This window comes from Leucobacter sp. Psy1 (assembly GCF_020096995.1).
GTDB lineage: Bacteria > Actinomycetota > Actinomycetes > Actinomycetales > Microbacteriaceae > Leucobacter.
Map to the genome: position 1 here is coordinate 416,909 of NZ_CP083692.1, position 21,807 is coordinate 438,715.

Consider the following 21,807-nt stretch of genomic DNA (forward strand, 5'->3'; position numbering starts at 1 on the left):
CCTATATTCTCATGAGCCGACGGGTGCTCCCTGAGGCCGTTCGGATCCCCGCCCGACCGCCTGTGCGCGACCGCCTGCCGCGCCTCCTAGACTGGTGGGCATGGATCTCCTGGTAGTCGGCTCTGGTTTCTTCGGTCTCACGATCGCCGAGCGCGCGGCGAGCGCGGGCAAGAAGGTCGTCGTGATCGACCGGCGGTCGCACATCGGCGGCAACGCGTACTCGGAGGCGGAGCCCGAGACCGGCATCGAGGTGCACCGCTACGGTGCGCACCTGTTCCACACCTCGAACGAGACGGTGTGGGAGTACGTGAACCGGTTCACCAGCTTCACGAACTACCAGCACAAGGTCTACTCGAACTACCGCGGCGAGGTCTATCCGCTGCCCATCAACCTGGGCACCATCAACCAGTTCTTCCGCGCCGCATACGGGCCGGATGAAGCCCGCGCGCTCATCGCCGAGCAGGCCGAGGAGTTCGACACCAAGCAGGCGCAGAACCTGGAGGAGAAGGGCATCTCCCTCATCGGGCGTCCGCTGTACGAGGCGTTCATCCGCGACTACACCGCGAAGCAGTGGCAGACCCCGACGACCGAGCTCCCGGCCGAGGTCATCAGCCGCCTGCCAGTGCGCTACACGTACGACAACCGCTACTTCAACGACACGCACGAGGGGCTGCCGACGGAGGGGTACACGGCCTGGCTCGAGAACATGGCCGACCACCCGAACATCGAGGTCCGTCTCGACACCGACTTCTTCGACACCTCCCAGCCGCTCAACAAGGACGCCGTCGTCGGCACCGTCCCGGTTGTCTACACCGGTCCGGTGGACCGCTACTTCGACTATGCGGAGGGCGAGCTCGGGTGGCGCACGCTCGACTTCGAGCAGGAGGTGCTGCAGACCGGCGACTTCCAGGGCACGAGCGTCATGAACTATGCGGGATCGGACGTGCCGTACACGCGCATCCACGAGTTCCGCCACTTCCACCCCGAGCGCGACTACCCGAAGGACAAGACCGTCATCATGCGCGAGTTCTCGCGCTTCGCGAACCGCGACGACGAGCCGTACTACCCGGTGAACACCCCGGAGGATCGCGAGCGGCTGCTCGCCTACCGTCAACTCACGGAGGGCGAGGACGGCGTGCTCTTCGGCGGACGTCTCGGCACGTACCAGTACCTCGACATGCACATGGCGATCGGATCGGCGCTCACCATGTGGAACAACAAGCTCAGCGAGACCATCTGACCGGGTCGCCGACGTGATCGAGGGCCTCTCTGGCGAGGGGCTCATCCAGCACAAGCTCGGTCGCGAGACCTGCGGCGAGCGACCCGAGCAGGGTGTCGCGCTTCGATGTTCCCGAAACGACGCAGAGTCGGTGGGGGATGTGCCGCACCTGGTCGAGCGGCGGCCCACTCGACCGCTCGTTGAGCGATATGCCGTCGTCTGAGCCGTCCCTCCGGTAGAACACGGTGGCGCAGTCGCCGACGGCACCTGATCCGGCGACTGCGGCGAGATCGTGCTCGTCGAGGTATCCGCCCGAGTAAATGTGGGAGGCGACCTCGGCGCGGGGCGATCCGAGTCCGAACACCAGGAGGCCGGCCCCGCGCTGCAGATCGAGCACGCGTCTGACCGACCGCTCCCGCCACATCGCCCGCTTCGTGTCAGGGTTGTCGAAGAGGGCGGGTACGGGGAAGGGGTGGACCGAGGCGTTGAACGCGCGACCGAACCGCCCGAGCAGCTCCCCGGCGTAGGTGACGCCGGCGGTCTGCGGGTTGACTGCTCCGTTCATCTGCACCACGTGCGCGTCGTGCACGGTCTTGCGCGGCAGGTTCCGCGCGATTGCGGAGACGGTGGCGCCCCAGGCGACGCCGATGGTGAGTTTCGAGTCGGCCGAGCTGCTGACGATGCGGGCGGCGACCTTGGCGGTGCGTTCCAGACGGTCGAGGTCCGTTGCCCGTTCGGGAGCGGGGACGATGTGAGCTGTGACACCGAACCGCCGGGAGAACTGCTCCTCCATCTCGCTCCGTGCCGCCCGCGGCGAGTGGACGGTGATCTCGACGAGTCCGGTTTCGCGTGCGAGCGTGAGGAGCCGCGAGACCGACGAACGGGAAACCCGCATCTCGGTGGCGATCGCGTCCATGCCCATGTTCTGCACGTAGTACAGCTGAGCCGCGGTGAGTGCGCGCTGCTCGCGCGACGTGCTCGCCATGCGGGCCCCCTTCTCGCGTCCGACATCCGCAGCTTACGGCAATACTGCACGTTTGTGCAGTTCGTTTGAAATTCTTTGCGCCAGGGGTCCACAGTGGAGTTCTCACCGTTGATGAAAGGTCGATATCGTGTCGAACGCGTCCGTCCCTCGCTCCTCCGTCGCCGAGCTCCGCGAGCGCCCGGCAGCCGACGTGCTGGTGATCGGGGGCGGCATCAACGGCATCGCGACGTTCCGCGACCTCGCGCTCCAGGGCGTCGATGTCGCGCTCGTCGAGCGCGGCGATTACGTCTCAGGCGCATCGTCTGCGTCGAGCCACATGGTGCACGGAGGCGTGCGCTACCTCGAGAACGGCGAGTTTCGTCTCGTGCGCGAATCGGTCACCGAGCGGAACCGTCTGCTGCGCACCGCCCCCCACTACGTGCGACCGCTGAAGACCACGATCCCGATCTTCAAGACCCTCTCCGGCATTCTCTCGGCGCCCGCGCGCCTGCTGATCACGCACGGCCGCGGCAAGCCGAATGAGCGCGGGGCGGCGCTCATCAAGGTCGGCCTCATGATCTACGACACCTTCTCCCGCGGCGGCGGCCAGGTGCCGCGCCACCGGTTCCACGGACGCAAGAAGTCGCTCGCCGAGTTCCCGCAGATGAACGCCGACGTGAAGTACACCGCCACGTACTACGACGCCTCGATGCACGACCCCGAGCGCCTCGCCCTCGACGTCCTGTTCGACGGTGTGGCAGCGGGAGCAGCGGGCGACCGCGCCCGCGCGGCGAACTACGTCTCAGCGGTCGGCAGCACGGCCGGGCAGGTCCGTCTGCGCGACGAGAAGACCGGCGACGAGTTCGACTTCGCGGCGCGCGTCGTCGTCAACGCGAGCGGACCGTGGACCGACCTGACGAACGCCGCGCTCGGCGAGGAGACGACGTTCATGGGCGGGACCAAGGGCTCGCACATCGTGCTCGACAACCCCGAGATGCTCGCCGCCACCCGGGGCAGGGAGATCTTCTTCGAGCACTCGGACGGCCGCATCGTGCTGATCTACCCGCTGAAGGATCGCGTCATGGTCGGCACGACCGACATCGACGCCGATCCGGCCCAGTCGGTCATCTGCACCGACGAGGAGATCGACTACTTCTTCGACCTCATCGGCCACGTCTTCCCGCGGATCACGGTGGACCGCTCGCAGATCGTCTACACGTTCTCCGGCATTCGCCCGCTGCCGAAGCACGATGACACGGCCCCCGGCTTCGTCTCCCGCGACTACCGGATCGTCGAGTCCGACCTCGACGGGACGCCGCACCTCAGTCTCGTCGGCGGCAAGTGGACGACCTTCCGGGCGCTCGCCGCGAACCTCTCGGACCGCGTGCTCGCCCAGATGGGCCGGAAGCGCGAGCGGAGCACGGCTGACACGCCCATCGGCGGCGGACGCGACTTCCCGCAGACGCCGTCCGCTCGCGCCGCGTGGATCGCCGCGAACGGCGAGGGGCGCGATCCCGAGTTCGTCGACCGTCTGCTGGAGCGCTACGGCACCCGGGCGGTCGAGGTGCTCGCCGCACTGCCGGCAGATCCCACCGAGATCCCGGAGCTCCCGGGGTACTCGGTCGAAGAGCTTGCGCACCTCGCTGAGGCAGAGCAGATCGTGCACCTCGACGACCTGCTGCTCCGACGCACGTCGCTCGCGTTCGTCGGGGGGCTGACCCGCCAGGGTCTCGAGGCAGCCGCCGCGGCGATCGCCCCGGCGCTGGACTGGGACGAGGATCGGCGCGCGCGGGAGATCGATCGGGCAGTGGACACGCTCCGCTCCGCCCACCGCGTCGAACTCGGGAAGGAGGGGGTCGCTTCGCTCGGTTAGTCGCAATCCGGACGGGACCGCTACGGATCCGTCGCTTGTTCCGGTCCGCCCACAGCTCGACGGCGATCTCGTCGGCACACTCAGACGCACCACGGCGGTGCGCGCAGAAGTCGCACCACGGCGGTGCGCGAATGAAAGGTCAATGAGGACATGAATGATGTCAATCTCGGGTTGTATTTTCTCTCCGAGTTCGCGGGAACGACGTTCCTGCTGCTGTTCGGCTGCGGCGTCGTCGCCAACGTCGCCCTCGCGAAGACGAAGGGCAACAACGGCGGCTTCCTGATGGTCAACTGGGGGTGGGGCATCGCGGTCTTCGTCGGTGTCATGGCCTCCGCCTACTCCGGCGCCATGATCAATCCGGCCGTCTCGATCGGCCTGCTCGTACAGGGCACCATCGATGCGCCGATGTTCTTCGTCGCGCTTCCCGCTCAGCTGCTCGGCGGCATCGTGGGCGCGATCCTCGCCTGGCTCGCGTACCGCAAGCACTTCGACGAGGAGCCCGACCCCGCCGCGAAGCTCGGCGTGTTCTCGACCGGCCCCGCGATCCGCAGCTACGGCTCGAACCTCGTCACCGAGATCATCGGCACGTTCGCCCTGGTCTTCATCATCCTGGCGTTCGCCGACTACGGCGACGTGAACGTCGGGATCCCCGGAGGCCTCGGGCCGCTGACCGCACTGCCCGTCGCCCTGCTCGTCGTCGGTATCGGCGCCTCGCTCGGCGGACCCACCGGGTACGCCATCAACCCGGCCCGCGACCTCGGGCCGCGCATCGCGCACGCGATCCTCCCGATCAAGGGGAAGGGCTCCAGCGACTGGAGCTACGCCTGGGTGCCGGTCGTCGGCCCCATGATCGGTGGCGTGCTCGCCGCGCTCGCCGCACCACTCGCACTCGGGCTCGCAGCCTGATCCCCATCCAACGACGGACGAAGGAGAACACCAACATGTCGAAGTACGTCATCGCCATCGATCAGGGCACGACCTCGAGTCGCGCCATCATCTTCGATCGCTCGGGATCGATCGTCTCGGTCGGCCAGAAGGAGCACGAGCAGATCATGCCCCACGCGGGCTGGGTCGAGCACGACGCGACCGAGATCTGGCAGAACGTGCAGGAGGTCATCGGCAGCGCCCTCGGTCGCGCCGACATCACCAGGCACGACATCGCAGCGATCGGCATCACGAACCAGCGCGAGACCGCCGTGGTGTGGGATCGCAACACCGGCAAGCCGATCTACAACGCGATCGTCTGGCAGGACATCCGCACCCAGCCGATCGTCGACCGTCTGGCTGAGGACGGGGGCGTCGAGCGGTTCAAGAGCATCGTCGGGCTCCCGCTCGCGCCTTATTTCTCCGGCACGAAGATCGCCTGGATCCTCGAGAACGTCGACGGGGCGCGCGAAGCGGCCGATCGTGGCGACCTCATGTTCGGCACCACCGACAGCTGGGTGCTCTGGAACCTCACCGGCGGTGTTGAGGGCGGCGTCCACGTCACCGACGTGACGAACGCCTCGCGCACCCTCTTCATGGACCTGGAGACGCTCGAGTGGCGCGACGACATCCTCGAGGTCTTCGGCGTGCCCCGCTCGATGCTCCCCGAGATCAAGTCCTCCTCCGAGGTCTACGGGTACGCCGAGGACTCCTCGCTGCTCCGGGAGACCCCGATCTCGGGCATCCTCGGAGATCAGCAGTCAGCCACGTTCGGCCAGGCGGCGTTCACCGCGGGCGAGAGCAAGAACACCTACGGCACCGGCTGCTTCCTGATCTTCCAGACGGGCGAGGAGATCATCCACTCTCAGAACGGGCTGCTCACCACCGTCGGATACAAGCTCGGAGACGGGCCGACCCACTATGCGCTCGAAGGATCGATCGCCGTCACCGGCTCGCTCATCCAGTGGCTGCGCGACCAGCTCGGCATCATCAACTCCGCACCCGAGGTTGAGGCGCTCGCCGACACCGTCGACGACAACGGCGGCGTCTACTTCGTCCCGGCGTTCTCGGGGCTGTTCGCACCGTACTGGCGGCCGGACGCGCGCGGTGCGATCGTCGGGCTCACGCGCTACGTGACGAAGGCCCACATCGCCCGAGCGGCGCTCGAGGCCGTGGCGTTCCAGACGCGGGACGTGCTCGACGCCGTGAACGCCGACGCAGGGGTCGATCTGGCGGAACTCAAGGTCGATGGCGGCATGGTCGCGAACGACGCGCTCATGCAGTTCCAGGCCGACGTGCTCGGCGTGCCGGTGGTGCGCCCCGTCGTCGCCGAGACGACCGCGCTCGGCGCAGCGTACGCGGCCGGGCTGGCGGTCGGGTTCTGGAAGGACCTCGACGACCTCTCGTCGAACTGGCAGGAGGACCGCCGCTGGGAGCCGGAGCTCGAGGAGGCCGAGCGCGACCGGCAGCTGCGCCTCTGGAGGAAGGCCGTCACGAAGTCGATGGACTGGGTGGACGAGGACCTCAAGTAGGCAGGGCTGATCCTCCGCGACGGGGGCGGGTGCCAAGCGTACCCGCCCCGTCGCGGTGTTCTAGGATGAGGGAGGCCCGAACACGGCGAGGGGAGGGGCATGCAGCAGGAGCTCTATCGGGTGATCCCCGATTCGGGACCCGAAGACCCCTTTGCTCGCCTCACCGATCTGCAGCGTGCGCAGCTCGACGGGATCCTCGCGTACCACGCGCTGCGCTCGCCCGGCGAGGAGTTCACCGTCGGCGTGACGGTCGGCGACCGCACGCAGGTGCCGATGACGACCATCGACTCCGCAGCGGCTGACCCGGCGTTCACGGTGCGCGTGCAGAGCGCCGCCGTCGGCCGAGCACCGTCGATCTCGGACCGCAGCACAGATGCGCCGCGGCAGATCCGGATCGGGCACGCCGACGCCACCCCCGCCACGACGCGGCCCGTCGCGCCGCTCTCGCCAGCCCGCCGCGTCTACCGCGCGCTCGAGCGGACGGCACCGACGGTGCTCGACCGGGTGCGCGAGACCGTGATGGGGCGCCGAGAGCGGGCGATCTCCGTCCCCCTGCCGCGCTACCCGGAAGGGCCCGCGGATTCGGAGATCGCGGCCGGCGTCGCCGCTGCCGCACCGCCCGCACCGGCACCCGACACGGATCGGCCGGCGATCCTCTTCGGCCTCCACTGGCTCCAGACCGGCGGGGCGGAGCGCTGGGCCGTCGAGACGGTGCAGATGGCGAAGGATCAGGGGTTCCTCCCCGTCGTCGTCACCGACCAGAACTCGGTGCACCCGTGGCTCACCCGCCCGGAGCTCGCCGACTGCGTGATCGTGACGACGAGCTTCGACGGTCCAGAGCCGCCGCAGGACCCCGACCTGCTCCGCGCCATCGTCGAGAACTTCGACCTCCGCGGCGTCGTGATCCACCACAGCTACTGGCTGTACCGGGCACTGCCGTACCTGCGCGCCTGGCGGCCCGACCTTCCGGTGGTCGACTCGCTGCACATCGTCGAGTACCTCGGCGGTGGGTATCCGGGGCTCGCCGTCCGGTTCGATACCTGCATCGATCGGCACCACACCATCTCGCCAGAGCTGGACCGTTGGCTCACCGAGGTGCAGGGGATCGACCCGGCCAAGCTCACGATGGCACCGCTCACGGCGCTCACCGTTGACGCCTCCCAGGAGTTCGCTCCTCGCTCACCCGACCGTGTCTTCACGATCGCGTACGTCGGCCGTCTGTCCAGGCAGAAGCGACCCGACGTCTTCCTCACACTGGTGCACCGCCTCGTGCGCGCCGGTGTGCCGGTGCGGGCGATCCTGCACGGTGACGGCGAACTCGCCCCCCTCGTCTCGGCGCTCCTCGAGCGCTACCGCCTCCACGACGTGGTCGAGCAGCGCTTCGAAGACGTTGCCGTCGCGCAGACGCTCGCAGACAGCGACCTGCTCGTCGTCACGTCGATCAACGAGGGGCTCACGCTCACGACCTTCGAAGCGGTCGCGGCCGGCATTCCGGTGCTCTCCGCGGACGTCGGATCCCAGCGCACCATCGTGCAGGGACGGCTCCTGCTGCCGCGCCCGGGCGGCGTCTTCGCTCGGCGCGCCGAGGCCGAGATCCGCCGGCTCGCCGCCTCGGAAACCGAGCGGGAGGCCGCCTGGGCGGAACAGCGCGACCGGGTCGCCGAGTTCGCCCGCCACGACGAAGCACACCACATGATGAAGGAGCAGTTCGCACAATGGCAGGGGTAGCCGCAGTCATCGTCACCTTCAACCGGCTCGCGAAGCTGAAGAAGGTCATCGCCGCCATCGAGGCGCAGAGCGCACCGCCCGCGCACCTCGTCATCGTGGACAACGCTTCCACCGACGGCACAGGGGAGTATCTCGCGACCCTCGAGAGCCCGATCCCCGTCGACATCGTCTCGCTCCCCACCAACACGGGCGGTGCCGGGGGTTTCTCGGCTGGCATGCGCCGCGGATACGAACTCGGTGCCGATTTCGTGTGGATCATGGACGACGACGGCTACCCCGAGCCGCCCGCCCTCGAACGACTGCTCTCCGGCCTCTCGGCGGCCTCCGACGAACTCGGCGCACCCGTGCCGTTCGCCTGCTCCGTCGTCGTCTTCACCGATGGCAACATCTGCGAGATGAACAACCCCGCTCCCACGTGGGACTGGGGCCGACTCCTCGTCAAGGGTCAGAACGCCGTCATGGTGCAGCAGTGCTCCTTCGTCTCCGTCCTCATTCCAAGGTGGGTGCTCGAGGAGTTCGGGCTCCCCTTCAAGGAGTACTTCATCTGGTTCGACGACGCCGAGTACACCTTCCGCATCACGCGGGAGACCCCGGGCGTCCAGGTGCTCGACAGCGTCACCGTGCACGACATGGGCATCAACCAGGGCGTCAACTTCGGCATGATCGACGAGGGCAACGCGTGGAAGTTCGCCTACGGGGTCCGCAATCAGGCGTCGTACCAGCGCCATCACCGGTCCTGCCCGCACTTCCTGCTGTTCGCCGCGCAGGTGGTCGTCGGGATGCGCCGTGGCAGGGTCGCCCGCAAACTCCGTCGGCAGATGTACCGCAAGCTCTGGGAGGGGTTCCGCTTCAATCCTGCGATCGACCGCGTGAGGTAGGGGCGCAGGGCTTCGCGCGTCGCCCCGCCCCCTGATTCCCTGCCCCTGATTCCCTGCCCCCCTCTGCCCCCCTCTGCCCCCCCTCTGCCCCCCCTCTGCCCTCCTCCTGCCCCCATCGAGTGAACGCAGTTGGTTCTCCGGAGCGATATTTCACAACGAATTGTGTTCACTCGGGCGAGACGCGAACGAGACTCGTGCAGAACTCCGGTCTCGGCCCCGCGCATCTGCGATACTGGGTGTTGTGGAATCCTCCCGCGCTCCGATGCTCGCACGAGGCGCCCTTTCGGCGCTCGTGGCGACGTTCGTGGCGCTCTTCTCGCACATCGTGGGCGGTGGCGAGATGCCGGCGATGCTCGGCGTCGTGGTTCCCCTCGTGCTCTCGCTCTTCGTGAGCACGCTTCTAGCGGGGCGCCAGCTGTCCGTCGTGCGGCTGTCGATCGCCGTTGGCGTGAGCCAGACTCTTTTCCACACCCTCTTCGTGCTGGGAGCACCGTCGGTTTCCGCGGGCGCGAGCGGGTCTCCGGTGTCGCCGCACGCGCACCACGCAGCGATGCCGATGCTCGCCTCCGACGGGACGATCGCCGCGGTCCAGGCGGATGCCGGCATGTGGGTGTGGCACGCGATCGGCGCCGCGATCACGGTTGCCGTGCTGCACCGGGGTGAACGCAGCCTCGAACGCCTCGTGCGCGTCGCCGGCTGGCTGCGGCACTGGCTCGTGCTGCCCGTGCGGATGCCGAGGATCGTTCCGGTCACCGTCCTGCGCCGCCGTCCGGCCCGTGCGGTGGAGACCGCTCCCGCCTGGACGGTACTCGCGCGTGAAGTGACCACGGTGCAGGTGCGCCGCGGTCCACCAGCGGACGCCCGAAACGCGTACGCGCTCTGCAGCTGAGCGTCTTCCACCTGTACTGGCTCAGCTCTTCCGCGCCGGCACGCTGATTGAAGCGTGCCGAGTCGCCCTCGCGCTCACCGGCATGACCGGCGGCGAGAGTACGCCGCGTCGCGTTTCACACGGACACTTCTGACCCCTGCCGGTCGCCCCCCCCCCCCACATGCGGACGACCGGTGCCAGCTGCGCTGAGGCGACGGCTGGAATTCGTGCGAAAGGCACTTACTGTGACGAACACCACTGCATCACTGCGCCGCCCTTCTGGCGGCACCCTGCTCACCGCCCTCCTGCTCGCGGGGGCGACCGGATTCGCGCTCACCGGCTGCGCCTCTGGAGCCGACGCCGACCCCGCTCCCGCCGCCGATGCGGTCGAGGTCGAAGGGGCGTGGGTGAAGACCGCCGAGGAGGGAATGACCGCGGCCTTCGGCACGCTCACGAATGATTCGGACGATGACGTGACGGTCGTCTCCGTCCAGTCCGACGCGTCGCCCACACTCGAACTGCACGAGACCCTCGAGAATGAGGCAGGCCAGTCCGTCATGCGCGAGGTCGAGAACGGTTTCACGATTCCCGCAGACGGATCGCTGGAGCTCTCGCCCGCTGGCAACCACATCATGCTGATGGAACTCCCGGAGCCGGTGCTCGCGGGAGACAACGTGACATTCACCCTGACGTTCTCGGACGACTCGACGATGGAGTTCAGCGCCCTCGCCAAGGATTACGCCGGCGCGAACGAGGAATACGAGCCGGGCGACGGCGGGGACATGGACCACGGCGACATGGATCACGGCGACATGGATCACGGTGACGCCGCCCACGACGAGCAGGGCGACTCATGACCGCCACGCTCACCCGGCAGAGCGCGCCGCCTCCGCCGTCTGCGCCGAGGCCGCGCGCACAGCGCGGATGGTTCGCCGCGCTGCTCCTCAGACTCCACTTCTTCGCGGGAATCCTGGTCGCCCCGTTCATTCTGGTGGCGGCCATCTCCGGCGGACTGTACGCGCTCGCTCCGTCTTTGGAGAAGGTCGTGTACGCCGATCAGCTGGAAGCGTCGAGCGCGGCGCAGAATGTGAGTCTCACCGACCAGATCGTCACCGCCGAAGAGTTGGTGGGCGACGAGGGCACGCTGAGCGCTGTGAGACCCGCGCCGGAGCCGGGGGCCACGACGCGCGTCATGTTCGCGGATCCCGAGCTCGGCGAGAGCGAGTCACGGGCCATCTTCGTCGACCCCGCTTCGGGGGAGATCCTCGGCGACCTCACGGTGTACGGCACGAGCGGGTCGCTCCCGCTCCGCACCTGGATCTCCCAGCTGCACCGCAGCCTCCACCTCGGGGACGCGGGCCGTCTGTACAGCGAGCTCGCTGCGTCGTGGCTCGGCATCGTCGCGGTGGCGGGGCTGGGACTCTGGGTCGCGCGCTTCCGCAAGTCAAGGACAAAGCGAGACATGATCCGTCCGCAGCGCGGGTACACGGGATACCGCAAGGCGCGCAGCTGGCACACGTCGATCGGGCTCTGGGTCGCAGTGGGCGCGCTGTTCCTGTCAGCGACCGGGATCACCTGGTCGCAGCTCGGCGGGGCGAACGTGAGCGAGTTGCGCACCGCACTCGGGTGGCAGACGCCCGCGGTGAGCACGAGCCTCGACGGAGGCGCTGCTCCGGCGGACGAGCACGCCCACCACCACGGCGGCTCGTCACCCGCTGAGGACGGAGACACCGAAGTGACCTCGGCGAACGCGGCGACCTTCTCCTCGGTGCTCACGGTCGCGCAGCGCGAGAACATCAATACCGGACTGGTCGAGATCAAGCCTCCCGCCGAGCCCGGTACCGCCTGGGTCGTGCAGGAGATCCAGCGGAGCTACCCGACCGAGGTCGACTCGGTCGCGATCGACGGCACTACGCTCGAGACGGTCGACCGCGTGGACTTCGCCGACTTCTCGCTGCCTGCGAAGCTCAGCCGCTGGGGCATCGATCTGCACATGGGGTCGATGTTCGGGCTGCCGAACCAGCTCGCGATGGTGCTGCTCGCCGCAGGCATCGCAACCCTGACGGTGCTCGGTTACGTGATGTGGTGGCGGAGAAGGCCGACTCGCGCCGCTCGCTTCGAACCCGGTCGTCCGCCGGCACGAGGCGTGCTCCGGGGAGCCCCTTGGTGGGGGGTCGCCGCCGTTATCGCGGGGGCGATCGCGATCGGACTCTTCCTGCCGCTCGTCGGCTACACGCTCGCAGCGTTCGTCGTGCTCGATGTGATCATCGGTCTCGTGCAGCACCGTCGGAAGGAGGCGCACGCATGACGCACACACCACACCATGATGCAGAGCACAATGCCGAACGTTCCGCCGATCAGCACCCGGCCCCGCGTTCGGGCATGAGCCGCCGCGCCCTCCTCACGGGGGGCGCGGCCGGCGCCGGCATCGGCGCGCTGCTCGGCATCGGCTCCGCCGCCGGGTTCACCACGCTCCGCCCGAACCCGGGATCTTCCGTTCCGTCGGACGACGGCTCAATCCGTTCCGCAGGCGCGGGAGGGGATCTGCCAGGGTTCGGCGGTGAGGCGCTGCCCTGCCACGGTACTCACCAGGCGGGCATCACGACGCCCTCGACGGCGCACGTGCGCTACGTCGCCTATCGGCTCCGGCCGGAGGTCGACGCGGACGGAGTGCGGCGACTGCTCCGGATCCTGACCGAGGACATCGAAGGTCTCGCCTCCGGTGCTGCACCGCTCGCGGACCCCGAACCGGAGCTCGCCGCCAGGCCTTCCCGCCTCACCGTGACCGTCGGCGTCGGCGCGGGGCTCGTCGACCGGGTCGATCCGGATCTGCGGCCCGAGTGGCTCGGGCCGCTTCCCTCCTTCGGCGAGGATCGCCTCGAGGAGCGCTACACCGACGGCGACCTGCTCATCGTGCTGCAGGCCGACGACCCGCTGCCGCTGGCACACGCCGCGCGCATGATCCACCGCGACCTCACCGGGTTCGCAGAGCACCACTGGACCCAGCAGGGGTTTCGGCAGGCTCGTGGCTCGGAGGCCGACGGCACCACCATGCGCAATCTCATGGGACAGGTCGAGGGCACCGTGAACCCGCACCCCGATGAGGAGGACTTCGGTCCGCTCGTCTGGATCGGGTCGGACGGCGGTTGGCTCGCGGGCGGAACCGCGCTCGTGTTCCGCCGGATCCGCATGGAACTCGACACCTGGGACCAGATCGACCGGCCGGGGCGCGAAGTCACGATCGGTCGGAAGCTCGACGACGGGGCGCCGCTCACCGGCGGGGACGAGCACACACCGATCGACTTCGACGCGAAGAATGCGCTCGGCCTGAAAGTGATCCCGATGGCGGCGCACGTGCGTCGCGCCCACTCCACCGACCCGGATGAGCGCATCTTCCGCCGAGCCGTGAACTACGACGACGGAATCGAGTCCGGGCTCCTGTTCGCGTGCTACCAGCGGGACCCGTACCGGCAGTTCGTCCCGATCCAGCGGCGTCTCGACGAGATGGACATGCTCAACGAGTGGGTCACCCACACCGGGTCAGCGGTGTTCGCGATGCTGCCGGGGTTCGCGGCGGGGGAGACTCTCGGGAAGTCCCTGACGGGGTAGGCGCCCGCGCGCGGGGAGAGCGCCGCGGAACCTACCCCCGCATCGAGACGCCCTGCTTCCAGTACCCCATGAAGGCGACCTGTGCGCGGTCGACGCCGAGACCCTTCACGAGGTGGCGGCGCAGGGTGGTGACGACGCGGCTCTCTCCGGCGATCCAGTAGTAGCGCTCGGTGGCATCGGCGCGCTCGGATGGGTCTGCGATCTGCTCGCCGAGCTGCGAGTACTGCGGTGTCTCCCACGGCATGTACTCGGGGTCAGCCGCGATGGCCGGATCCTCCTCGGGGGCAGTAGCCGCGGCAGCGTCAGCGCCGCCAGCAGCAGCGTCGGCGCGGCCACCTCCGGGCGCCTCCCCGACCTCCGCGAGCACGGCGTCGAGCAGCTGCGAACCCGGCGCGGCGGAACCCCGGAGCAACCAGCGCACCTCGAACCCCTCGGGGGCGTCGATCGGCAGAATGTCGTCGGCGGTGGGCACCTCGATGCAGGCGATGCCCCGGTTCGGGGCGTGCTCGATGCCGGCCCGGGATCCCGAACCACCGTCGGCCGCGCTGAGCGAGGCGGCACCGTCTTCGAGGATGCGGGCAATGGCGGGCGCGGCGGTCTCGTCGCCGACGAGCATGACCTCGCGCGCGAGTCCCGGGTCGTACTCGATGCCGCCGCCGTCGAAGCGTCCGCGGCGGGGGCCGATGATGAGGAGCTCGTCACCGACCGACGCGCGGCTGGCCCAGGTGGAGGCGGGCCCCGTGCCGCCGGGTTCCAGATGGAGGACGAAGTCGACGGACACGGCGGTGGCGCCGTCCGCGTCCACCGCGAGGTGCCGGATCGAGTAGGTGCGCATGCTGCCGCGCTCATCCTCGGGGAGTGCGAGCCACGCCTGGTACCAGTTGGCGTCTGCGGTGGAGAGGGCGGGGAGCGCGCCGGATGCCGCGGGGAAGATGAGCTTGATCCTCTGGTCGAGCGTCCGGCCGGGAGTGCCGAACCCGTCGAGGTCGGGGCCGCCGAACGTGATCCGCACGAAGACCGGCGAGACGCGTTCGACGGCGGTCACGGTGGCGCGGACCACGTGGAAAGGTGCGGGGTCGGTGGTGTCAGCGGACATGGTGCCTTCCGATGGGGGTGATGATGGGCGTGCCCGAGACGGGATCAGTGATGATCTGGCTCTCGAGCCCGAAGACGTCGCGGACGAGCTCGGCCGTCACGATGTCGCTGGGGGCTCCGCAGGCGTGCAGGCGGCCGGCTCGGACGGCCACGAGAGTATCCGAGTAGCGGGCGGCGAGGTTCAGGTCGTGCAGCACCATGACGACGGTGGTACCCCGTTCGCGGTTGAGGTCGACGAGCAGGTCGAGCACCTCCACCTGGTGGGCGACGTCGAGGAACGTGGTCGGCTCGTCGAGGAGTAGGATGTCGGTCTCCTGCGCCAGCGCCATCGCGATCCACACCCTCTGCCGTTGCCCACCGGAGAGCTCGTCGACGGGCCGGTCGGCGAGGTCGGCGATGCCGGTGGCGTCGAGTGCTGTGGAGACGGCCTCGTAGTCGTGCTGATTCCAGCGAGACAAGGGCTTCTGGTGGGGGGTGCGGCCGCGACCGACGAGGTCGGTGACGGTGATGCCCTCGGGGGCGATGGGGCTCTGGGGGAGCAGTCCGAGGGTGCGCGCGACCTCCCGCGACGGCTTCGACCGGATCGGTTCGCCGTCGAGCAGGACCTCTCCGGACTGGGGCTGCAGCAGTCTCGCGAGCGCGCGGAGCAGCGTCGACTTGCCGCACCCGTTCGCGCCGACCACCGAGGTGATGGTTCCGGGGACGAGGTCGAGGCTGAACCCGTCGATGATGGTGCGCTCGCCGTAGGAGAGCGTGAGGTCGCGGCCGGCGAGAGTGTGGGACGCGGTCATATGCTGTTGCCCGATCGGTTCATTCTGACGAGGAGGTACATGAGGTAGGGAGCGCCGAGCACGCCGGTGACGACGCCGACTGGGTAGCGCCCGTCGAGCAGGTTCTGCCCGGCCAGGTCTCCGCCGAGGACGAGGATCGCGCCGACGAGTCCCGCGGGGACGGTGAGGGAGGCGTCCGGGCCGACGAGGCGCGCGGCGATGGGCCCAGACATGAACGCGACGAAGGCGACGGGCCCGCTAGCGGACGTGGCGAACGCGATGAGCGCGACGGCCGCGAGGACGAGGATGACACGCACAGCGAACGGCCTCACACCGAGCGCCTGCGCGGCGTCGTCGCCGAGTCGCAGCGCACCGAGTCCACGGCCGAAGAGCAGGAGCACTGGCACGAACACCGCGACGGCTGCGGCGAGGGGCAGCACCCGGTCCCAGCTGGCGCCATTGAGGCTGCCGGCCAGCCACTGCATGGCGGCCTGGAAGTTCCACGATGGCGCCTTCGACAGGGAGTAGGTGATGACGCTGTGCATCATGGCGGCGATCCCGATGCCGATGAGGATCAGCCTGGCGCCCGAGAACCCTCCGCGGTGCGAGAGGAGCAGGATCGCGGCCGCGGTGGCGAGGGCCGACCCGAAGGCGACGAGCGACACGGCTGTCTCGCTGAGCGAGAAGAACACGATGCCGACGACCGCGGCGGCGCTGGCGCCGAAACTGATGCCAATCACGTCGGGCGAGGCGAGCGGGTTGCGGAGCATCGTCTGGAACGTCACGCCCGCGGCTCCGAAGGCGAATCCGGTGAGGACCGCGAGCACGGAACGCGGGAGCCGCAGCTCGCCGACGGTGAACGACGCGCCCGGCACGGTCTGGCCGAGGACCACGCGAACGACCTCGTCGAGTCCGTAGAACGTGTTGCCGACCATGAGGGTGACGAGGAAGAGCAGGATCGCGACGGCGGCGAGCAGACCGGTCGCGCGGAGCCGGCGGCGTGCGCGCGAGCGGCGACCGGTGACGACGGCTTCGATGGTGCTGGGGGAGGTGGAGGAGGTCACAGTTCGCGCACCCGCTGTCGTCGGACGATCCAGATGAAGAAGGGGGCTCCGATGATCGCCGTGATGATGCCGACCTGGATTTCGTCTGGCCGCGCGATCACGCGGCCGATGACGTCTGCGGCGACGAGGAGCGAGGCTCCGGCGAGCGCCGAGAACGGTAGGAGCCAGCGGTGGTCCGGGCCGAAGAGGAGGCGGCAGAGGTGGGGGATGATGAGCCCGACGAACCCGATGGGCCCGGCGATGGCGGTGGCCGCGCCGCAGAGCACCACGGCGCCGACGCCGGCGAGTGCGCGAGTCCTGCCGACGTGCTCGCCGAGACCCACTGCGAGGTCGTCGCCGAGAGCGAGCGAGTTCATGCCGCGGGAGCAGGCGAAGCAGATGAGGGCGCCGACGGCGAGGATCGGCGCAACGGTCGCGATCCGGTCCCAGGTGCCGCCGCCGACTCCACCGACCTGCCACGACTGGAACGACTGCGCCGCGTCGACGCGGGGCAGGATCGCGGCGCTTGTGAGGGACACGAGCGCCGCTGACATCGCCGCACCTGAGAGCGCGAGTTTCAGGGGTGTGGCTCCTCCGCGTCCGGCTGACCCGATGAGGTAGACGAGGATCGAGGCGACGGCTGCGCCGGCGATTGCGACCCCCATGACGCTGTAGGGGCGGGAGAGCTGAAACAGCGTGATGCCGAGGACGACGAAGAACGATGAGCCGGCCGAGATACCCAGGATCCCCGGGTCGGCGAGCGGATTGCGCGTGATCGCCTGGAGCGCCGCGCCCGACAGGGCGAGCGCCGCTCCGACGAGCATGGCGAGGACGGTGCGGGGGAGCCGCTTCACAACGGCGGCCTCTCCGACGGTGTCGGCCTGTCCGCTCAGCGCGGCGACGATGTCTGCAAGAGACACGTCGCGCACGCCGAGCGAGACCGATGCCGCGAAGAGGGCGGCGAGGAGTGCGAGGCCCGCGATGAACCAGCCGCTCCGTGCGGCTCGGCTCACTGGCCCTGGGCCGCCGCGTCCGCGATGAGGTCGAAGTACTCGTCGATGCCCCACGGGATCGACAGCGGCGACTGGTTCGCCGAGGCGGCGAGGGGAGTGGCGTCGGGGAGGATCGCGACGCGCCCCTCCTTGATCGCGGGGATCTGCGAGAGCAGCGGGTCCGCCTGCATCTGCTTGACAAGGTCGCCGTCGGGGTCACCGTACGTGATGAAGACGTCGACGTCCTCGAGCTGGTCCGCCTCTTCCGCGCTGACCTCGAGGTAGAACTGGTCCGTTCCCGCGGTCTCCTCCTCGACGAGCGCCGGGACGCCCATGCCGGCCGACTCGAGGAAGCCGACGCGCGTATCGAGGCTCGTGTAGTACCCGATGGTGCTGAAGTCTGAGGGATCCATGAAGGCGAAGAACGGCTTGGTGCCCTCGAGGGAGTCGTGCGCCGCCATCGATTCCGCGATCTGCGCGTCGAGATCCTCGACGAGCGCCTCGCCCTCCTCGGCCATACCGATGGCCTTCGAGTTCATGCGGACCATGTCCTCGACCGAGGTGCCCCAGGCGATCTCCGGGTACGCCACGGTGGGGGCGATCTTCGACAGAGTCTCGTACTCCTCCTCGGTGAGCCCCGAGTAGGAGGCGAGGATCACGTCGGGTTCGGTGTCGGCGACGGCCTCGAAGTCGATGCCGTCGGTTTCGTCGAAGAGGACGGGGGTGTCGGCGTCGAGTTCCTCGAGCTTGTCCTCGACCCAGGGGAGCACGCCGTCGCCGTCGTCATCGCCCCAGGTGGCCTTGCTCATGCCGACCGGCACCACGCCGAGCGCCAGCGGGACCTCGTGGTTCATCCAGGCGACGGTGGCGATGCGCTCCGGCTTCTCCGGGATCACAGTGGTGCCGAACGCGTGCTTGACCTCGATCTCGCCCTCGCTCCCGCCGGCATCTGCGGTGGACGATGAGCACGCGGCGAGCGTGACGGTGAGCGATGCCGCGGCGACGGCGGCGAGGAGGCGTGAACGCACAGTGGTTCCCTTCATACGAAATGTCTAGATCATATGTTGGTAAGGCAAACCTAAATTGTCAAGCTGGGACTGCTTTTTCTCACCTGTCGTGTTCGGTCAGGGCCCCGGAGTAGTGCCTTCCGTGGAAGAGCCGCCCTCGGGATCTCCGCCGACATCGAGGTGGTGCGCCACCCCCCACACGGCTATCGCGAGCTGCGGCACCGAAGCGGCGATCTCGCGCAGGAGTGCGAACTCGACCAGATCCGCATTCCTCCGGTGCACCGCCGCGTCCGGACCGGAGCCTCGCGCGGCGAGGCGCGCCATCGAGAACTCGGCGAGCTGATCGCGATCCTCAAGCATTTCGTCTCGGATCGCGCAGACGACGAGCTCGTCGACGCTCGGCGTGCCACTCAGCGCGTCAGCGGGATCCTCGCCGAGCCTGCCGCGGTGCTCGAGCAGTGCATCCCGCTCGATCCGCGCATCGCGTCGCAGTTCGACGAGGCGCGCGGTGGTGAGGTTCACGGTCTCGGCTCCGCGGAGTGCTCGCGAGGGATCGGCACGCGGCGCCATGGCTGCTTCGTCGGCTCGGCGTCCTGCGAAGGGAGCTGGAAGTCGAAGCGCGACTTGACGGCGAACAGCACCAGCAGGAGCCAGCCCCACTCGATGAGCATGCGGCTCTCGGTCAGCGACTGCACGACCAGAGCGACCATCACGAGGAACGGCCAGAGGGCGCTCGTCGCGTAGGGGAGCGGGGCGCCTGGGCCGCGTCGCGGCTGGTCGACGGCTCGGAACCAGACGCGCCAGACCGTGAGCACCACGAGCGGTGCGAAGAGCAGGACGCCGACGATGCCGAGCTGCAACCAGACGTCGAGCCAGGCGTTGTGGGCGCTCATGACGGCGAGGTTCGCCTGCACGTCGAGGGTGCGGTACGGATCGACCCAGGGCGCCCAGTAGCTGATCCAGCCCCAGCCGAACCACGGGCGCTGCTCGGCGAGATCGATGACCTTGACCCAGGTCTCGAGGCGGCCGGTGAGATCGCCGCTCTTGCCGAGCAGACCGAAGACGAAGTCCCGTGCGAACAGGGTGACCGCAACCGCTGCGGCGATGAGGACCGCTCCCGATACGTAGAGGGGCGTGCGGCGCTCGGGTCCGAGTCTCCGTGCCCAGAGCGCCAGTGCGAGAGCGCACACGACGGCGACGAGCGCGACCGTCACGGTCGCGCTGCGGGTCAGTACGAGCGTCGCCGCCGCGACGACCACCCAGAACCAGCCCGTCGTGGGCCGGACGAGTCCTGCACGCAGCTGGATGGCGAACACGATGAGCGCGAGCAGGGCAATGAACCCGAGGATTACGGAGCTCCCGACGATGCCCTGGATCATGCCGCCCTCGAACAGCAGGTTGCGGCTCCAGTAGAGGAGCTTCGACTCGGGTTCACCGACGACGGGCTCCGGGAGCCACCACTGCACGACCGGCTGCCGCACGACCGTCGAGACGAAGAGCTCGAAGAGCAGCGAGACGGCGAGCAGGATGCGGAGCGCCGTGGCGAGCGTGCGCAGCACTTCGTGCCAGGTGAGCACGAAGGCGAGGACGATCGCGATGACGGTGGTGACAAGCTGCGCGACGACGCCGAGCACGCTCTCGAACCGGTACTGGGACCAGATGATGGAGAGCGCGGCGAATCCGAGGAACCAGTAGAGGGGCGCCGGGAGCCGGTACCAGCGGAATCGCGCCGGCTTCAGCTTCACGAAGAGCACGATGCCGACCACCGTGAGGATCACGACGCCGGCTACGAAGCCGTACCAGCTCGTCAGGATCCTGACGCCGTTGCTGCCCAGCGCGAAGGCGAAGACGGTGATCGCGTAGGCGCTGACGCCGAGCCTCGTCTTGTTCTCCGCCATAGTCGGTATGGTAGGGCATACCGCATGAGTGACGGCAGTGGGAGTGGGGTGCGCGCGTGCTGATCTTCATCGAGAACACCCCCAGAACGTACGCGTGGGGTTCAGTCGACGCCCTCCCCGAGATGCTCGGCACCGCTGCGACCGGAGAGCCGCAGGCGGAGCTCTGGCTGGGAGCGCATCCCGGCCACCCCGCTTCGGTCGCGAAGGCGACGAAGCAGCCGCGCACCCTCATCGATCTCATCGAGAGCGATCCCGAGCGCTGGGGTGTGGACGGCAAGGATCTCCCGTTCCTCATGAAGGTGCTCGCGATCGGGGCACCCCTCTCGCTGCAGGTGCACCCCAATGCGGCCCAGGCGGCCGCCGGGTTCGCCGCGGAGGAGGAGCGCGGGATTCCCCGTGACGCCGCGGAGCGCAACTACGGGGATCCGCACCACAAACCGGAGCTGCTGGTGGCCCTCGGAGAGATGACGGCATTGAGCGGGTTCCGACCGCTCGCCGACGCCCGCCGCGACCTCCGGATGCTCGCCGCTGCCGTGCCGACCGGGCCGTCGCGCGAGGCGCTGCACACCGCGGCCGATCTGCTCACTGGTGAGGACCCCGCTGCCGCGCGCCAGCGGTTCATCGAGTGGGCGCTCTCCGGCGACGATGCCGCGGCCGCCGGGGTTCAGGGAATCTCGGTGATCGTGCGCGCGTCCCAGGCCGCGGATCTGGAACTGGACCCGCTGAGGGTCGCGGTGTTGAGCAATCTGGTGGCGGCTCATCCCGGCGACGCCGGGATTCTCGTGTCGGTCGCCCTGCACGCGCTCAGATTGCAGCCTGGCGAGGCCATCTTCCTGGGGGCCGGCCAGCTGCACGCCTACCTGAGCGGTATCGGCGTCGAGGTCATGGCGTCGTCCGACAACGTGCTCAGAGCAGGGCTGACGGTGAAGCACGTCGACGTCGACGAGGTGTGCCGAATCGTCGACACCGCGGAACTCGACGAACCGAAGTTCCGCGCGGAGCGGTGCCGGCCAGGGCTGGTGGCGTGGCGCCCCGAAGTCCCCGACTTCCAGCTCATGCGGGTGCGCCTGCACGGTGCCGAGGAAGAGGCCTTCGACGCGGTCGGTTCGGCCGAGCAGATCGACCTGTCGGCTCCGCACCCATTGGTGCTCATCGCGACCGCCGGGCGAGTCGTGATCGAGCGGCCGGCCGCAGAGTTCGCCGAAGTAGCCGTCGTGAAGCGCGGCCAGTCGCTCTACGTCTCGGCGGGTGAGCCGATCCAGATCCGGGGCCACGGCGAGGCGTTCATCGCCACGGTCGGGGAGTCGTTCGCGCCCCGGGCGGACACGCCCGTGTGTCGCTAAGCCTCAAGTTGGCGTTGAGGGTTTAAACTTCCCGGCTTGACTTGTCCGAATCACAACGGTGTAA

19 protein-coding genes are annotated in these 21,807 nt (G+C 68.9%); 11 read left to right on the plus strand and 8 right to left on the minus strand.

Annotation, left to right across the window (positions count from 1 at the left end; all coding sequences use genetic code 11):
• Nucleotides 1-100: 100 nt before the first annotated feature.
• Complete coding sequence (gene glf / locus K8P10_RS01935; RefSeq protein WP_224780130.1) at nucleotides 101-1,240, plus strand: UDP-galactopyranose mutase; 1,140 nt, start codon at nucleotides 101-103, stop codon at nucleotides 1,238-1,240.
• Here the strand turns inward: glf and K8P10_RS01940 are convergent.
• Entirely contained in the window at nucleotides 1,224-2,204 is a 981-nt protein-coding gene (locus K8P10_RS01940; RefSeq protein WP_224780131.1) for a sugar-binding transcriptional regulator, read from the minus strand. The two genes, glf and K8P10_RS01940, sit on opposite strands and share 17 nt — an antisense overlap.
• Nucleotides 2,205-2,328: 124 nt before the next feature.
• Here K8P10_RS01940 and K8P10_RS01945 point away from each other — a divergent pair, with 124 nt between their 5' ends.
• The 9 genes from K8P10_RS01945 to K8P10_RS01985 all read left to right on the plus strand — a co-directional run bounded on the left by K8P10_RS01945 (nucleotide 2,329) and on the right by K8P10_RS01985 (nucleotide 13,595).
• Entirely contained in the window at nucleotides 2,329-4,056 is a 1,728-nt protein-coding gene (locus K8P10_RS01945) for an FAD-dependent oxidoreductase (protein WP_370631996.1), read from the plus strand.
• 150 nt (nucleotides 4,057-4,206) lie between these two features.
• Entirely contained in the window at nucleotides 4,207-4,962 is a 756-nt protein-coding gene (locus tag K8P10_RS01950) for an MIP/aquaporin family protein (RefSeq protein WP_224780133.1), read from the plus strand.
• 35 nt (nucleotides 4,963-4,997) lie between these two features.
• Nucleotides 4,998-6,512, plus strand: coding sequence for a glycerol kinase GlpK (gene glpK, locus K8P10_RS01955; protein WP_224780134.1), 1,515 nt, complete (start codon nucleotides 4,998-5,000; stop codon nucleotides 6,510-6,512).
• Nucleotides 6,513-6,611: 99 nt separating this feature from the next.
• Nucleotides 6,612-8,240, plus strand: coding sequence for a glycosyltransferase (locus K8P10_RS01960; protein ID WP_224780135.1), 1,629 nt, complete (start codon nucleotides 6,612-6,614; stop codon nucleotides 8,238-8,240).
• Entirely contained in the window at nucleotides 8,228-9,118 is an 891-nt protein-coding gene (locus K8P10_RS01965; RefSeq protein WP_224780136.1) for a glycosyltransferase family 2 protein, read from the plus strand. Before K8P10_RS01960 ends, K8P10_RS01965 begins: the two co-directional genes overlap by 13 nt.
• A 241-nt stretch (nucleotides 9,119-9,359) precedes the next feature.
• Complete coding sequence (locus K8P10_RS01970) at nucleotides 9,360-10,007, plus strand: hypothetical protein (protein WP_224780137.1); 648 nt, start codon at nucleotides 9,360-9,362, stop codon at nucleotides 10,005-10,007.
• 224 nt (nucleotides 10,008-10,231) lie between these two features.
• Nucleotides 10,232-10,843, plus strand: a complete 612-nt coding sequence (locus K8P10_RS01975; RefSeq protein WP_224780138.1) for a copper chaperone PCu(A)C — start codon at nucleotides 10,232-10,234, stop codon at nucleotides 10,841-10,843.
• Nucleotides 10,840-12,294: a PepSY domain-containing protein gene (locus K8P10_RS01980; protein ID WP_224780139.1), complete on the plus strand. Its 1,455-nt coding sequence runs from the start codon at nucleotides 10,840-10,842 to the stop codon at nucleotides 12,292-12,294. Before K8P10_RS01975 ends, K8P10_RS01980 begins: the two co-directional genes overlap by 4 nt.
• Nucleotides 12,291-13,595, plus strand: coding sequence for a Dyp-type peroxidase (locus tag K8P10_RS01985; RefSeq protein WP_224780140.1), 1,305 nt, complete (start codon nucleotides 12,291-12,293; stop codon nucleotides 13,593-13,595). The genes K8P10_RS01980 and K8P10_RS01985 overlap by 4 nt, the downstream gene beginning before the upstream one ends.
• Before the next feature lie 31 nt (nucleotides 13,596-13,626).
• On the opposite strand, the gene K8P10_RS01990 is transcribed toward K8P10_RS01985, so the two are convergent.
• The 7 genes from K8P10_RS01990 to K8P10_RS02020 all read right to left on the minus strand — a co-directional run bounded on the left by K8P10_RS01990 (nucleotide 13,627) and on the right by K8P10_RS02020 (nucleotide 20,400).
• On the minus strand, nucleotides 13,627-14,691 hold the full coding sequence (locus K8P10_RS01990; protein ID WP_224780141.1) for a siderophore-interacting protein: 1,065 nt from the start codon (nucleotides 14,689-14,691) through the stop codon (nucleotides 13,627-13,629).
• Nucleotides 14,681-15,481 carry an ABC transporter ATP-binding protein gene (locus K8P10_RS01995; protein ID WP_224780142.1) on the minus strand — a complete coding sequence of 267 codons (801 nt, stop codon included), beginning with the start codon at nucleotides 15,479-15,481 and terminating at the stop codon, nucleotides 14,681-14,683. Before K8P10_RS01995 ends, K8P10_RS01990 begins: the two co-directional genes overlap by 11 nt.
• Nucleotides 15,478-16,524: an iron chelate uptake ABC transporter family permease subunit gene (locus tag K8P10_RS02000; RefSeq protein WP_224780143.1), complete on the minus strand. Its 1,047-nt coding sequence runs from the start codon at nucleotides 16,522-16,524 to the stop codon at nucleotides 15,478-15,480. Before K8P10_RS02000 ends, K8P10_RS01995 begins: the two co-directional genes overlap by 4 nt.
• On the minus strand, nucleotides 16,521-17,516 hold the full coding sequence (locus K8P10_RS02005; protein ID WP_224780144.1) for an iron ABC transporter permease: 996 nt from the start codon (nucleotides 17,514-17,516) through the stop codon (nucleotides 16,521-16,523). Before K8P10_RS02005 ends, K8P10_RS02000 begins: the two co-directional genes overlap by 4 nt.
• The gene (locus K8P10_RS02010; protein WP_224780145.1) at nucleotides 17,513-18,538 is read right to left on the minus strand and encodes an iron-siderophore ABC transporter substrate-binding protein; all 1,026 of its coding nucleotides are present in this window, start codon (nucleotides 18,536-18,538) and stop codon (nucleotides 17,513-17,515) included. The genes K8P10_RS02005 and K8P10_RS02010 overlap by 4 nt, the downstream gene beginning before the upstream one ends.
• Nucleotides 18,539-18,619: 81 nt before the next feature.
• Nucleotides 18,620-19,024, minus strand: coding sequence for a hypothetical protein (locus K8P10_RS02015; RefSeq protein ID WP_224780146.1), 405 nt, complete (start codon nucleotides 19,022-19,024; stop codon nucleotides 18,620-18,622).
• Nucleotides 19,021-20,400: an O-antigen ligase gene (locus K8P10_RS02020; protein WP_224780147.1), complete on the minus strand. Its 1,380-nt coding sequence runs from the start codon at nucleotides 20,398-20,400 to the stop codon at nucleotides 19,021-19,023. The genes K8P10_RS02015 and K8P10_RS02020 overlap by 4 nt, the downstream gene beginning before the upstream one ends.
• A 56-nt stretch (nucleotides 20,401-20,456) precedes the next feature.
• Here K8P10_RS02020 and manA point away from each other — a divergent pair, with 56 nt between their 5' ends.
• Nucleotides 20,457-21,743, plus strand: coding sequence for a mannose-6-phosphate isomerase, class I (manA, locus tag K8P10_RS02025; RefSeq protein ID WP_224780148.1), 1,287 nt, complete (start codon nucleotides 20,457-20,459; stop codon nucleotides 21,741-21,743).
• The last annotated feature ends 64 nt before the right edge of the window (nucleotides 21,744-21,807 follow it).

Excerpts from the sequence above, each read along its gene's own strand:
- glf (WP_224780130.1), top strand. The coding sequence starts at position 101 with ATGGATCTCCTGGTAGTCGGCTCTGGTTTCTTCGGTCTCACGATCGCC.
- K8P10_RS01940 (WP_224780131.1), bottom strand. The coding sequence starts at position 2,204 with ATGGCGAGCACGTCGCGCGAGCAGCGCGCACTCACCGCGGCTCAGCTG.
- K8P10_RS01950 (WP_224780133.1), top strand. The coding sequence starts at position 4,207 with ATGAATGATGTCAATCTCGGGTTGTATTTTCTCTCCGAGTTCGCGGGA.
- glpK (WP_224780134.1), top strand. The coding sequence starts at position 4,998 with ATGTCGAAGTACGTCATCGCCATCGATCAGGGCACGACCTCGAGTCGC.
- K8P10_RS01960 (WP_224780135.1), top strand. The coding sequence starts at position 6,612 with ATGCAGCAGGAGCTCTATCGGGTGATCCCCGATTCGGGACCCGAAGAC.
- K8P10_RS01965 (WP_224780136.1), top strand. The coding sequence starts at position 8,228 with ATGGCAGGGGTAGCCGCAGTCATCGTCACCTTCAACCGGCTCGCGAAG.
- K8P10_RS01980 (WP_224780139.1), top strand. The coding sequence starts at position 10,840 with ATGACCGCCACGCTCACCCGGCAGAGCGCGCCGCCTCCGCCGTCTGCG.
- K8P10_RS01985 (WP_224780140.1), top strand. The coding sequence starts at position 12,291 with ATGACGCACACACCACACCATGATGCAGAGCACAATGCCGAACGTTCC.
- K8P10_RS01990 (WP_224780141.1), bottom strand. The coding sequence starts at position 14,691 with ATGTCCGCTGACACCACCGACCCCGCACCTTTCCACGTGGTCCGCGCC.
- K8P10_RS01995 (WP_224780142.1), bottom strand. The coding sequence starts at position 15,481 with ATGACCGCGTCCCACACTCTCGCCGGCCGCGACCTCACGCTCTCCTAC.
- K8P10_RS02010 (WP_224780145.1), bottom strand. The coding sequence starts at position 18,538 with ATGAAGGGAACCACTGTGCGTTCACGCCTCCTCGCCGCCGTCGCCGCG.
- K8P10_RS02020 (WP_224780147.1), bottom strand. The coding sequence starts at position 20,400 with ATGGCGGAGAACAAGACGAGGCTCGGCGTCAGCGCCTACGCGATCACC.